Source organism: uncultured Ellagibacter sp., from assembly GCF_934617235.1.
Taxonomy (GTDB): domain Bacteria; phylum Actinomycetota; class Coriobacteriia; order Coriobacteriales; family Eggerthellaceae; genus Ellagibacter.
On the sequence record NZ_CAKTTZ010000001.1, the window covers coordinates 44,400 to 57,620 of the forward strand.

Genomic DNA, 13,221 nt, shown 5'->3' on the forward strand with positions numbered 1-13,221 from the left:
ACCCAAGGAGGTCGCATGCAAACAAGCAATGCGCTTTTGCTCGATATCGTAGGCGCCCCCCGAACCCGTTTCGTCATCCCCCCTTATCAGCGGGCATATTCGTGGAAGCGCCGCCAATGTGAGGAGCTTTGGCTCGACATTTTCCGCGCCGCACGGTCCGCCTCACAGCACTTCGTGGGAACGCTTCTCTACGCCCCCGAGAAAAGCGACGCAAACGGCAACGCCCGCTTCTCCATCGTGGACGGCCAGCAGCGAGCAACGACCATCTCGCTCATCCTGATTGCACTCGTTCGGCACCTGAGGAATACGGGCACTTCCCTCGCCCACACCACGGCAGACGAAATCGAGGCGCACTACCTTTTGCTCGACGGCGACTCGAACCTTCCCGGCAAGCTTGTGCTTTCCCGGGGCGACCGTGCCTCCTTCTTCGACGCGCTGCGCGGGGCCACTCCCGACGCGATTGCCTCGGAGACCATTACGAACAACCTCGCGTTCTTCAGCGAGAAGATGGCAGAGCCCGACTTTGACGCCGACGCGCTCTGGCAGGGGCTCAACCTCCTTTCCGTCATCTTCGCCGAAGTCGAGAAAACGGAAAGCGCGCAGCCAATCTTCGAGAGCCTAAACTCCAAAGGCGCCCCTCTCACCACCGCTGACCTGGTGAGAAACTATCTTCTGCTTGCCGAAACGCACACGCAGCAAACCTATCTCTACGACACATACTGGAGCATTATCGAGAGCCTGTTCGTGCCCGACCCCGGCTCCCTTCGCCTCGACAACGCGATTCAGGGCTGGTTATCGGTAAGGTTCCGAAAGGTTCGCGCGCATGGACCCGGCGAGGTTTACAGCGTCTTCAAGCGCTACGTCGAAGACGATTACACCGGCACAACCGAAGACCTTTTGCGGGAACTGCGCAACTTCTGCTTCGTTTGGGCGGAGAACTATCGCTATCACGCGGTGAAAAAATTCCGCACCATGGAATGGGCAATTAACGGTGCGCCCACTTTGACCAGCGGATTCACTCGCCAAAAGGCTCACAACGAGACGTATGCGCAACGCGTTCGCGCCGAAATGCGCAATACGGACGCCACGCTTTAGGAGGCACGATATGAAAACGAAGCAGCGTGCGTTCCTCGATTATCTCGGCGAACCGAAGACGCGCTTCATCATCCCCGTTTACCAGCGCGTTTACACCTGGAGCGACAAGCAATGCGCGACGCTGTGGCGCGATTGCGTCCGCGCGGGCGAAGCGCAAAGCGAGCATTTCATCGGGACGGTGCTCTACTCATCCGACCCGGAGCTGACAAGCGAGGAGACGAGGGCGATCGACATCATCGACGGACAGCAGCGCACGGCAACGATCTCGCTGCTCATCGCCGCATTGGCCGACTATCTGGAAGAACAGGGGTTGACTCTCGAAGACGGCACCGATGCAGCTGGGCTTCGCGCGAGGTTCCTCTTTACGGACGGATCCCCCTCCGAGCCAATCCCGCGCAAGGAGAAGCTAACCCTCTCACGGCTCGATCGGGAAACCATGGCGGCAGTGCTCAACCACACCGACCCTCCCGAGGAGGATGACCTGTCGAAAAACGTCGTCTCCAACTATCAGCGGTTCAGAGGATACCTGCAAGCCGAATCCGATGCGGAAACAATCTGGCAGGGTCTCAAGCAGCTGACCATCATCGCCGCCGAGGTCGAAGAAAGAGACCACCCCCAAACGGTTTTCGAGAGCCTGAACTCGAAGGGAATGCCGCTTACCACCGCAGACCTCGCGCGAAACCTCCTCTTCTCAGACGTCGAGTACGAAGAGCAGGAACGACTCTACGACCACTACTGGAAGCCCATCGAGAACATGTTCTCGGGTGACGACGAAGATGACACGAGCATGAACGCCGCTCTGCGCGGATGGCTTGCCGTGAAAGCGCCGCGCTTGCGCAGCAGGGCAAGCGACGATGTCTACGACGCGCTCAAGGCGTTCCTGCAAACCGAAAATCGCGCATCGACCGAGTCGTTGCTGCGCGGATTCATGGGCTTTTGCGAAACGTTCCGCGCGCGCACCCAATCTAAGGGAGCGAAAACCGCCGACATGCATACGACCTGGGGAATCGGCGGAAGAACGAAGGGGCTGCCCGTTGATCGGAGCCTCTTCGGGGAATGAGTCCAAACGAGGCAGGATGGCGACGTTCGACATCACAAGCGCACCGCCATCCCGATTCCGCCACACGCTCGCCTGCCGCCTGAGCACCGTCAGTCCGCCCTCGTGCCACGCGAGCTCGCGCACCCGACGCCGCAAGCGCACCGCCTGCCGACGTTCTTATGCAGGGTCGGCAGAGTTCAGCCTGATGGCGCACGCCTGTAGCTCGTCAACCAGCTCCATCGTGAGAGGCTCCGCGAGCTCCTCGCCCGCTTCCAGCTGAGCATCGAGCGCAAAGCAGCGCCTCGTGAATGCCTCGTTTTCGGCATCGAACATCTTGAGCTCGCGCGCAGCCCGAAAGCCATCTTCCACATCGGTCGACTTCGCGATGCGCCACAAGAGCAGCGTCACCAGTCGAACCGATCCGCGAAATCGCTTGTCAACAGGCACTTCGGCCATTATTGTCCCCCTTTATGCGAAAGGCGCCTGCCGAGCCGCAGCGGCCCGACAGGCGCCTGTATCACCGTACAAGACATTGAACCCAGGCGCAAAGTTTAGCGCTTCTTGCGAACATAGAGAGACACAGCCGTGAACTTCACGTTTTCGTCTCCTGCAACCTTCGGCACGCTATGTCCTTCCTTGTAGCCGCGATCTGCCTCAACCTCGAAGGATTCTTCGACAGAAGGCGCTTCGAACCCTGCAGCCTCAAGCCACGCGACGTTTTCCCGCTCGGTTCGCGCCGCCTGTACGCTGTTGCCGATGGAGCGGGCCTCGTCCACAACTGAGTCCATGCGCGGTCGGTCGGCGAAAATGGTTTCCAAGATGAGCAGTCCGCCTGGCTTCAGGATGCGGCCGAACTCCCGAATCGCCTGCTCCTGATTGTAGAACAGTGTGATTACGTTATTCACGTAGATTGCATCGTAGACAGACGACCCGATACCCGCCCCGATCAGGTCCTCGGGGTAGGCGACGCGGAATTCCATGTTGTTGTGCGACAGCCCGCTCTCGTGCCAAGCGCGGGCCATCCCGTCCTTCGCCTCCTCGATGTACGACGGGCTCCAGTCGACGCCCATCACCTCGCCGCCGTCACCGACCATGGAGCTGAGCTTGTACGCGCCGCGCCCGCGCCTGCAGCATACGTCGAGCACTTTCTTGCCCTTGAGTTCCTCGCGCGGTAGAAGCATCTTGCATACGCTCGCGAAGCCGTATTCGAACTGTTTCCCGCCATAGTGCTTCGCAAGGGCGCCTGCAGGAATATCCTTCTTCGGCGACGTACCCTGGGAGTCCCCCTTCCCCGAAGGCGCAGGTGAGAAAGTCGCCGCGCCCCCAACACCGCCCATACTAGGCGCAGCCGCACTGCCTGCGACGCCACCCGGCTCGCCCTTCGGCTTCGACCCGACGCGCAGCCCAACCGCACCGGGCTCGCCCACCTCGCGCTCTTCCGCCAGCGAGGCGTCGATCTCGGCAAGCTTGCTCACCCGCTCGGTCAAGCCCATGCGAGCCGCATCGACCTGAAGTTCCTGATTATGCTCGTAATACTTCTCGTTCCCATAGTGCGAAATGAAGCGTGTCGTCGGCTTGCGCGTGGTGAGCTCCGCCAAGAACACAAGCATCTCGCGGCTGCCAAGCGTCTCATCGATGAAGCCGAACGCGTTGTCCATGCGCTCGCTCGCCGCATCGACCAGGGGAGAAATCTTAGATACCTCGCTTTTATACGCGCGCTCGATGGCATGGAACGCCACGTCTCCCACAGTCGCCTTCTCGAGCATGCACTGCGCCGCAAATCCCTTCAGCAAGTTGATGACCAGGCGTTCCTTCCGAATGAACTTCCGCGACGCCGTGCTGGACTCAATCTTTCTCGTCAACTTGCGCTCGCGTTCTGCCACGCGGGGATTGAGCGCCTCGTCGATACTCGCGCCCGCAAGAAACTCGGATTTCGTCTCACGCAACAAGTCGCGCAGCTCCACAACAACGCCTTCCTGGTCGAGCGCCTTCGAGCAATCCGCCGACAGCGTATCGAGCATCAGGCCCAGAAGCGCGACACGCTCATCGAACGGCGCCGCCTTCGCACGATCCTTGATAGAAGGCGTCGCGGTTCCAGAAAGGATCGAACCCACCTGGTAATCGGAACGGTACTTCTCGAACAGCGAGTAGTACACCGTGAACTGGTCGGATATGTCGTCGTCGCGCAGGAACTGCACGAACAGATCGCGATTCACCGGCTTGCCCATCTCCTCGTACAGCGAGATGACCTTGGCCAAGTCTTCCCAACCGCGGGCGGTCACAAACGACTTGCCACCGCCCGGCCGCGACTCAACCTTGTAGAAGCAGTCTTTCTTCGCTTCGAGGAACGTGGTCACCGCAGGATGAAGGCCCGCTTCGGAAGCGTAGGTTTTCCACGCGCCGTAATCGGGCTCGACGTCGATCTCACGCAGGCGGTCAAGCGTCACGATGTCGAACTCGTGCACCGAGCGGTTGTACTCGGGCGGGTTTCCCGCGCACACGATGACCCAACCTTCCGGTACCTTATGCTTACCGAACGTCTTGAACTGCAGGAACTGGAGCATCGAGGGGTAGAGCGTTTCCGACACGCAGTTAATCTCGTCAAGGAACAGGATGCCCTCGCGCAGCCCCGTGCGCTCCATGTAATCGTAAATCGCCGCGATGATCTCGGACATCGTGTACTCGGAGGCGTCGTATTCTCGCCCCTCGAATTCCCGATGCTCGATGCGGGGAAGGCCAAGCGCACTTTGACGCGTATGGTGCGTCATGGAATACGACACAATGCCGATACCCAGTTCGCGAGCGACTTGTTCCATGATGGCGGTCTTGCCGATACCCGGTGCTCCCACCAGGAAAATCGGCCGCTGATGCACAGAGGCGATCGAGAACAGCCCTGCGTCATCCCGCTTCAAATATGCCTCAACAGTATCTTTCACCTGCTGTTTTGCCGAGACGATATTCATAGTTCCCATCCTTTCGCGCGCCCGCAGCTAGCGGATGCCTTGGCTTTTGAACCGACTTATGCCCGCCTCGTCGATGACGACCTTCATCGCCCAGGGCGGCACCGGCGGAAGGTCTCGCCCCCCTTCGTCCATGAACACGAAGGCCGTGTCGTAATCGGGCGGCTTCTCGGGAAAGCTCCCTAAGCCGTCCGTGAAGTAGATAAGCCCCTTCATCTCGGTCAGCTCGCCGCGGTCGCGCAGCGTCTCGACGTAGTCGAAAACCGGTCGGAAGTCGGTCCCGCCGAATCCCCTGATGACAAAGTCCTTCATGAGTTTGTCAACCTCGGCAATGTCGGTAATACGCGTGTCGCACTGCACGCGCGCGTCGCACTGCACGATGTGCACGTTGACCTCGGTAGTGTAAGTTTCCGATTCCTTCAGGATATCGAACGTGTGCTGGATGAAACGGCGCACCAAATCGCCCCGCACCGAGCCCGACGTATCAATCGCGATCACGAATTCGCGCACGCGATCGGCTTCCTTGTATTCAAGCGGCTCGACAAGCGGCATGTTTCCGTAGAGCTCCATGCCGTAGGTGTAGTAGATGTAGTCGAATTCGTCCTGGTTAAGCAGCATTTCCTCATTCATCGTCATGAACTTGCGCAGGAATTCCGTGTAGTTATACACCTTGCGGTTCGCCACGGCCAGATGCTGCATCAGACTATCCGATTCGCGGCCCCATTCCTTCGAGAACGTCTCGAGGTTCATCTCGATTTCCTTCGAGATTTCCTCCCATTCCCGTTCGGCCTCGTCGTCTTCGGAATGGTCGCGTTCGGTCTCTTCGCCATCTGCCAAAGCGGGCTCGACACTTTCCCCCGGCTCAGCATCATTGTCGTCGATTTCGTCTTCGACCTGCTCAGCCTGGATATCTTCCTTTTTGCCGTTATCCTCCAACGGCTCATCGGTGCCACCGGCAGACTCAAGCTCCATGTCATCGGACTCGGGCGCTTCGCCGGAATCGCGCTCGCTCACCTCTTCCGGCGTCTGCGCATCACGGCGCTCGACAGGCGCATCGTCATCAATGTTCGCCGGCCACGCCGAGTGGTCGTCCCTCTCGAACAGCGCGAACCAATCGTTGAGCGTCGAGCGGCCCATCCCGAGATGCTGCTGCCCCGAAGGCGTAAGAACCATGGCTTCCACCAGGTCATACACCTTATTGGGAAGAAGGCTGCCCGTGATCATCTTTATCCTGTCGAGCGCCTCGGTCCTCGCCGCATCATCTGGAGAGGCGAAGCGCCCCGCACACATATCAAGCGCCACGCTTTCCGCGATGATATCGCACGTCAGATTCCATGCCTGTCGATTGCGATGATCCTTGTCGAACATATGGCGGAAAACACAGTGCATCACCATATGCAGATAGTCGCGAATGAGCTCGTCGAAGCCTTCCTCGAAACGCGCGATCACGCGCGGGGGGTCATAAGCAACCCGACGGGCATCGGTGGTCAGAGGGTAACGCGTCCCCGCGCGAACCGGCAGGTTCTCCATGCGCCAAAGCGCCATGTCGAGGAAGCGGAACTTCAACATAAGCTGGACACGGCATTCGTCGAGAATGTCTCGGGCAAGCTCATCTTCGCGCGCACGACGCGCAAGCTTCGCGTCGGCTATCGTCTCGTGCGCCGCCATGCCACCCCCTACAAATCGAAGTCCATCAATTTGGCACCGAAGAATCGGCGCTTCACTTCAAGAAGGTATCCCGTCATCGCGGCATCCTGCACATCACCTGCACGTTCAACCACGATGTCGATATTATCCTTGGTGAGATATCCTAAATCAAGCATATCATCCACCACCTGGCGGTCATCATGGCGCGCCGCCTGCACGATAATATCGACGAGATTGCTTCTCATCACGCGATCGCACATGCTCTTGTTCGACGGCGTCATAAGCACCGGGTCTTTCAGACGCGCGATTATCATCTTGCTCTGGTCGTAAAGGCCAATACCCCCGTCAACCATCGCGTCGTAGCTCGAACCGCTCACGATCGACCCGTCATAGTGATCGAGAATCGCCTCGATGCTCACGTGGTCGGGCACGCTAAAGGCAAGCTCGATCTGCTTGACGCTTCGATCAACCTCGGGAAAACGCACGTCGAAGCTGCTATGGCCTCCAATCGGCTCCTCGAGGTCGATGTGAATCAGCTCGATGAAGCACTGGAAGGCGAGGCCGCGCATCCCCACCAATTTAATGCGGTCGGAAAGATAGAGCTCACGGATGTTGCGGTCCCCGTTAAAGGCGTATGGCGCGATAGCGACGACCTCATCGGGAATCCGCACGCATTCCCGAGAGTCGGTGTTCACCACAACACGAGCCTTGCCATTGCTCCACTTCTCGAGCAACATGCCGGCCTTTTCCTCGTAGCGCACATTCCCCTGCGCCACCGTTACCTCGCGAAGCGTCGGTTGGCGCTTCCCATTGTGCGCGTAGTAGGTGACAAACGCGTTCTCCCCGATCTTCTCAAGCGATGCAGGGATATGAATCGACTCGAGGGCCGTATCCATGAACGCCTCGGCACCCAGCTCGACAACCCCTTCGGGTATGACGACGCGACGCAGGGAACGGCATCCTTTACACGCGGAAGCGCCGATGACGCGAACGCTTTCAGGCAAGACGAGCTCTTCAAGCTTCGCATGGTTGAGCAAAGCCTTCTCGGCTACCTCGATCGTTCGATCCGACACCTCGAACCGCGTCGCCGAGCCATCAAAGAGACAAAGCAGCTTAAGCCCATCGTCTTGGATCTCGTAGAGCGCGCCGAACTCGTCGAGCACGAGCTTGTCCGACCCCGGTTCCATAGTGAATGTCGAGGAATCACCTGCATAGGTTAGCTTCGTCCTCTCGGCGATCGGATACCCGATTTCAACTATGGAATTCGGAATGCGCAGAGACGAAATCGCCGTGCTGCTGAAGGCGTCGGCGCCAAGAGAGCGCAAGCCCCTGTTCAGCTGCACGTCGATCAAAGACGCGCAGGAAAAGAACGCTCGCTCCCCGATCCCCCTTAAAGCATAGGGCGCCTCAAAGGTCCTGATCCCCGTGCGTGAGAAAGCGTAGGGACCAAGCAGTTCAATTCCATCAGGAAGCTCGACCGACGACAAGCCAGCAAACGAGCTGAACGCCTTCTTCGCGATTTCAGTACAAGTCGGAGCAACCTCATAGGAAGCTAGCGGACAGGCAAGCGCCACAAGCGTTCGGGAATCTTTCGAGTAAATGGCAGCACCATCCGTTTGCAGCCAGGGGTTATTGGGATCGACTGCGATACCAAGCAGCTTACTCTTCTGGAACGTCCCAGGCTCAACACAAGAAAGCGCCGCACCGAATTCAACGTATTCAAGATTTGGGATATCGAACAAGCTCGGCCCGATTGCTTCCAAAAGCCCCGACAAACGCAACCTCGAAAGCGAGGGGCAACCACGAAACCAATCGGATTCGAAGGTGGCAAGATTGCGCGGAAGAACAACGCTTTGCAGGCGCTTGCAGAAGCGGAAGGCGCATCCGCCGATAAACTCAACACTCTCGGAGACGACGACCGACGTCACATCGTCCAAGCCCGAACACGCGTCAGGTGCAAGGGAACGCACCGGCAAGCCCTCAATCGACTCAGGGACGAATAGTTCACCTTCCGCATGAGTGCATCGCTCAACGCGAATCGACGACTCCGAAAGGACGACGTAGTCCCAATTCACCCCTCGCTCATCAACGAAACAGCGCTGCTCGGAAGTGTAGGCATCCTGAACAGCCTGAGCGCGCAAAGAAGCCTCGCGACGCTCGCGAATACGCGCCTCGACGGAGAGCATCATCTCCCTTGACGCCTCGCTATCATTTAGGGGCGTCGGGGTGAATCCCCCAAAGCTGACGTCAAGCTTGCTGACGTCAAGCGATTTGTTGCGATTCACCTGGGCCTTCGCATATGCAATATGGGGAATTCCTAAAAGACCGTCTGCCATTCCAGCACCTCGAAATAATGACCGTCCAACATACGGAGCACGCATAGCAAGGTTTTGCGTCGCGTAAGCTGAGCTCAAACACGCATTACCCCAAAACGACAAAACGGCCCGACGCGAGGGTGTCGGGCCGTTTCCGAAAATGCAACTAAGCGCGAGGGGCACCTGCAGGGTTGACAGGGCGACGAGCGGAAATCTCATCCCCGAACGTGATGCAATAGCGCATACCTTTGAGCGTCACGTACAAACAAGCAATCTCGTGTTTTCCGCCCTTATTGAAGATCTCGTACGTCAACATCTCACGGTCAATCATCGGCTGATAAATCTCGCTATCGACAACCTTCTCAAGCAAGAGGTTCGTCGCCTCTCGGCCAAGCTCATCCTGCTTCAAAGCGATGTTGTACAGAATATCTTCCTGAGCTTCCGTCAAGCGGCCAAGCTCTTCCACTTCGGCGAGAATTTCCTCTTCGTTCTTAGTAGCCATATCGAGAGCATTCCTCCTTGAGTCAATAGCACGCAATGCAAACACTGCTGATAGAAGTATCTTAGCATGCAGAAATACACCTTTGAGCTGGTCGAAGTTAGTGGAACAGTATGACCGAAATCGTTTCATCCCCAATTTGAGACATAAAAAAGAACCCCTTCTTGCGAAGAGGTTCTTAATGCGAGCTTTAATCAGGCCCCTAGAAAAACATCCCCTGGAGGAACTAGATGCCGTTGTAGCCCTTCGAAGGATCGGAGTCGCCAACGCCATTAGCGGTGTCGCCAGCCTCATTGCCGGTACGCTTCGTAGAGGTGTAGCCACCCCAGGCGCGAGCAATGAACTTATCCTTCACGAAGAAGATCTGAGCCTTCATAAGGTCAGCCTGAGCAATGCCGTGATCGGCGAGGACTTCGTCCTTGCTCTTGCCAGCCTCGAGGCCTGCGTTCAGCTCTGCAGCTGCAGCAGCAGCGTCGAGCTCAAAAAATTCATCGCGGGTCATGTTATCCCTCCTTATTGGTCTATCACACGATGTCGTGGTCGCCAGTCGCCCAGCGACCACGGACATCTTAACACACTAAAGAGTTAGAGCTGGAAGAGAACCATCGGACGATCGAACTCTGCCATCTTGGCGATCATGTCCTCGAGCGTACCGTAGTACATCGAGCCAGACTCGTCGACCTGAACAGCGAGCGGACGCTGGCCGGCCTTATCGCCATTGGTTCCCCAATGCTCGGAGAAGATGGACGTCGGGCAAGGAATGTAGAACCACTCCCAAGCGTCGCCGTCATTACCTTCGCCCTTCTTGAAGGGACCAACCTGAACTTCCTTGATACCGAACTGTTCGAGAGGAAGGCCAAGCTCTTCTTTGCAGCCGATCTCGGCGGCATGGTTACCGGAGTAGTACGTGTAGTCTACGAGCAGTGCGTACTTCTGATCTGCCATTTATGCCACTTCCTTTCTTAGTCGTCGGAGTTCAGGCTATGGACGCGGCGGATGTTGCACATAACACCCTTGTACGGAGCGCCAAAGCCAAGCTTACCAATGTTCTGATGCGGCACGAGGCTGTTGAAGTTGGACTTCCAAACGCCGAACAGGTTGGGCTCTTCGCCGTCCTGCTCAGGGAACCACCAACCATGTGCGCACATGAGGATACCGGGCTTCATGATCGGAGTAATCTCAGCCTTGAAGCGAGCCTCACCGAACATGTTGTAAACCTCAATCCAGTCACCGTCGGTCACATCGTATTCCGCAGCGGTCTCAGGATTGATCTGGCACCACGGCCACGGATCGATCTGGCGCAGCGACGGAACATGACGATGCTCAGAGTGGAAGGAGCTGTAGCGACGAGCACCAGAGGTGGAGATTAGAGGATACTGACCAGCCAAGTCGGGCTTGCTGATCGGGCTGTAGTTCGGCTCCTCGTAGTACGGCAGCGGATCCTCGCCCCAGGATTCGTAAAGAATCGAGTAGGCTTCGATCTGACCGGTAATGGTGTTGAAGCCGGGAGCGCCGTCGAAGCGGAGCATGCCCTTCGCGTACTTCTCGTACTCGAAGCCATGGGCACCAGGCTGATAAAGGCCGAGCTCCTGGAAGGTCTTCCAGTCGAAGCCGAGTTCCTTGAGCTGATCGCTGAAGAAGTCTTCGACTGCCTGCTGCAGCGCGGGGAGGTCAAGCGACTTGCCGTCTGCAGGCTTGTACCACGGCCACCACTCGGGGTTGAGGCGCTGACCGAACATGAGGCAGATCTCGATGTCGGACTTGCACTCGCCAACCGTGAGAGCCTTGTTCATGGGGCCCATGAACACGGTGTTGCGGCCATAGTGGGTGAGGACGATGCCATCATGCTCAGCCCAGGTGGACATGGGCAAGAAGTAGTCACCGAGAGCCATGGAAGTCGGCGTCTGGGTGAGGTCCTGGATGACAACGAACTCGAGCTTCTGGAGAGCCTTGTGCCAACGCTTCGGCTGAGCGGAGCAGGTCGGCGTCAGGAAGTTGGAGCTGTTGAACCAGCCCATCTTCAGAGCGTACGGCTGATCCGTCTCCATGGTGTTCAGAGTCTCGTCAGGCTGGGTGGTAGCCATGCCGGTGGACAGGCCAGGCCACTGTGCAGCACCGATACGCTTCGACCAAACGTCGTCGGTCATAGCGCCGCGCTGCTCCATGCGCCACTTGCCGAGAAGTGCCGACGGAGGACCAAGGGTAAGTCCGCCAGGACGGTCGATAGAACCGCACATAGCAGCCAGAATGATGAAGGACTGGGACAGCTGAACGCCGTTCTTGTTCTGGTCGAACGCCAGACCCCAAGCCCAACCGATAGGACGCTCGGTGCCGATGATGTGGGCGACGCGCTTGATTTCCTCAGCGTCGACCGTGGTAATCTCGGCGACCTTGTCCACGGGGTACTCAGCAGCACGAGCCTTCAGCTCGTCAACGCCGTAGATCCAGTTCTCGACGAACTCGTGATCGTACTCATCGTTCTCGAAGAGGAGGTTAATGAGGCAGAGCGCGAGAGCCGTGTCGGTCTGCGGGCGAACCTGCAGGTTGATGTTGCCATCATGAGCGCCGACCCAGGTAACGCGGGGGTCGATGGAGATGATGTGCGTGCCAAGCTTCATCATGTCGACGAGGCAGTGGCCGAAGAAACCGTCGCCGTTGGAGGGCAGCGGCTCCTTGCCCCAAACCACAACCCACTTGGACAGCGTGTAACGCGGGTCATGATAAGAGCCGGGCAGATGACCAGCGTAGTCGAGCTCAGGATAGCCTGCGCCGAGCACGTAGTCAGAGATGGAGCAACGAGGACCGTAGCAGGACCAGCCAGACTGCGTGTAGCAGCAGTTCGGGGACTGCAGAACGGAGAACGTCAGTGCGTAGTAGTAGATGCAAGCCTCACGGCCGGTACCACCGAAGCAAACGATGGACTCGGGGCCGTAGGTGTTCTGGAAGTAACGGACCTTCTCGCAGATCGTGTCCATTGCCTCGTCCCAAGTGGTGCGCTCCCACTTGTCCTTGCCGCGATCTTCGAATGCGCGCTTCATCGGGTAGATGACGCGATTCGGAGAATGGGTGTACTCGCGAAGAGCAAGGTTCATGGCGTTAACACGACCAGTGGTGATCGGGTTATCGTCGTCGCCTTCGATACGGATGAGCTGATCGCCCTTCGTAACGACCTTGACACCGTATCCAACCGGGTGAGATCCCGGAGGAGACCAAGTGTTGCTACGAGTGACTACGGTACCGTCTTCAAGCTCGGTACGCCACTGCTTACCATATGCCATAGTCTTCTTCCTTCCTTTTCCCTCGCCAATTTCTTTCTCCACATTTACCGAGCGGGGTTGCTTGGAAGCCGCTGTCTTGCTTCCTCGCGTCACCGCCTCAAGGCACGTTTCATATTAGAGACATTACGCGGCTTGGAATCGAATCAGCGGGTTGTTTTTAGGTAGTTCAACCTCATCCCAATGGGTTGATTTTCTCAATACAACCCTCTATTTCCCCTGGTCATGAAAAATTCCGCGAACGGCATGCCCATTTTTCAACTTTTTGGGCATCGCGATTCGCTCCCCTGAAATCGGGTAGGAAAAGGCTCGGAATCACACGCTGCATGACACTATCCATTGGTACAATAAGAAGTGGTATTCATGCTGTCTGATACCAATTTAGTATGAA

At 57.7% G+C, this 13,221-nt stretch carries 10 protein-coding genes; 2 read left to right on the forward strand and 8 right to left on the reverse strand.

Annotation, left to right across the window (positions count from 1 at the left end):
• Window positions 1-15: 15 nt before the first annotated feature.
• Entirely contained in the window at window positions 16-1,095 is a 1,080-nt protein-coding gene (locus Q0G85_RS00215) for a DUF262 domain-containing protein (RefSeq protein WP_297153431.1), read from the forward strand.
• 10 nt (window positions 1,096-1,105) lie between these two features.
• Window positions 1,106-2,155, forward strand: a complete 1,050-nt coding sequence (locus tag Q0G85_RS00220; RefSeq protein WP_297153435.1) for a DUF262 domain-containing protein — start codon at window positions 1,106-1,108, stop codon at window positions 2,153-2,155.
• A gap of 156 nt (window positions 2,156-2,311) precedes the next feature.
• Here the strand turns inward: Q0G85_RS00220 and Q0G85_RS00225 are convergent, their stop codons facing one another.
• The 8 genes from Q0G85_RS00225 to Q0G85_RS00260 form a co-directional block, all read right to left on the reverse strand.
• Window positions 2,312-2,590: a hypothetical protein gene (locus tag Q0G85_RS00225; protein WP_297153438.1), complete on the reverse strand. Its 279-nt coding sequence runs from the start codon at window positions 2,588-2,590 to the stop codon at window positions 2,312-2,314.
• Window positions 2,591-2,685: 95 nt separating this feature from the next.
• Window positions 2,686-5,097, reverse strand: coding sequence for a methyltransferase domain-containing protein (locus Q0G85_RS00230; protein WP_297153441.1), 2,412 nt, complete (start codon window positions 5,095-5,097; stop codon window positions 2,686-2,688).
• Between the two features lie 27 nt (window positions 5,098-5,124).
• Window positions 5,125-6,762 carry a VWA-like domain-containing protein gene (locus Q0G85_RS00235; RefSeq protein ID WP_297153443.1) on the reverse strand — a complete coding sequence of 546 codons (1,638 nt, stop codon included), beginning with the start codon at window positions 6,760-6,762 and terminating at the stop codon, window positions 5,125-5,127.
• Window positions 6,763-6,770: 8 nt separating this feature from the next.
• Window positions 6,771-9,077, reverse strand: coding sequence for a leucine-rich repeat domain-containing protein (locus Q0G85_RS00240; RefSeq protein WP_297153446.1), 2,307 nt, complete (start codon window positions 9,075-9,077; stop codon window positions 6,771-6,773).
• A 145-nt stretch (window positions 9,078-9,222) separates the two neighbouring features.
• The gene (locus Q0G85_RS00245; protein ID WP_297153449.1) at window positions 9,223-9,558 is read right to left on the reverse strand and encodes a hypothetical protein; all 336 of its coding nucleotides are present in this window, start codon (window positions 9,556-9,558) and stop codon (window positions 9,223-9,225) included.
• A 223-nt stretch (window positions 9,559-9,781) separates the two neighbouring features.
• Window positions 9,782-10,057: a hypothetical protein gene (locus Q0G85_RS00250; protein ID WP_158048850.1), complete on the reverse strand. Its 276-nt coding sequence runs from the start codon at window positions 10,055-10,057 to the stop codon at window positions 9,782-9,784.
• 83 nt (window positions 10,058-10,140) lie between these two features.
• The gene (locus Q0G85_RS00255; RefSeq protein WP_297153456.1) at window positions 10,141-10,500 is read right to left on the reverse strand and encodes an oxidoreductase; all 360 of its coding nucleotides are present in this window, start codon (window positions 10,498-10,500) and stop codon (window positions 10,141-10,143) included.
• 17 nt (window positions 10,501-10,517) lie between these two features.
• Window positions 10,518-12,833, reverse strand: a complete 2,316-nt coding sequence (locus Q0G85_RS00260) for a molybdopterin-dependent oxidoreductase (RefSeq protein WP_297153459.1) — start codon at window positions 12,831-12,833, stop codon at window positions 10,518-10,520.
• Window positions 12,834-13,221 lie beyond the last annotated feature (388 nt).

Bases quoted from the DNA above. Each gene is read 5' to 3' on its own strand.
- Q0G85_RS00220 (WP_297153435.1), top strand. From the start codon at position 1,106: ATGAAAACGAAGCAGCGTGCGTTCCTCGATTATCTCGGCGAACCGAAG.
- Q0G85_RS00230 (WP_297153441.1), bottom strand. From the start codon at position 5,097: ATGAATATCGTCTCGGCAAAACAGCAGGTGAAAGATACTGTTGAGGCA.
- Q0G85_RS00260 (WP_297153459.1), bottom strand. From the start codon at position 12,833: ATGGCATATGGTAAGCAGTGGCGTACCGAGCTTGAAGACGGTACCGTA.
- Q0G85_RS00225 (WP_297153438.1), bottom strand. From the start codon at position 2,590: ATGGCCGAAGTGCCTGTTGACAAGCGATTTCGCGGATCGGTTCGACTG.
- Q0G85_RS00255 (WP_297153456.1), bottom strand. From the start codon at position 10,500: ATGGCAGATCAGAAGTACGCACTGCTCGTAGACTACACGTACTACTCC.
- Q0G85_RS00215 (WP_297153431.1), top strand. From the start codon at position 16: ATGCAAACAAGCAATGCGCTTTTGCTCGATATCGTAGGCGCCCCCCGA.
- Q0G85_RS00245 (WP_297153449.1), bottom strand. From the start codon at position 9,558: ATGGCTACTAAGAACGAAGAGGAAATTCTCGCCGAAGTGGAAGAGCTT.
- Q0G85_RS00240 (WP_297153446.1), bottom strand. From the start codon at position 9,077: ATGGCAGACGGTCTTTTAGGAATTCCCCATATTGCATATGCGAAGGCC.
- Q0G85_RS00250 (WP_158048850.1), bottom strand. From the start codon at position 10,057: ATGACCCGCGATGAATTTTTTGAGCTCGACGCTGCTGCTGCAGCTGCA.
- Q0G85_RS00235 (WP_297153443.1), bottom strand. From the start codon at position 6,762: ATGGCGGCGCACGAGACGATAGCCGACGCGAAGCTTGCGCGTCGTGCG.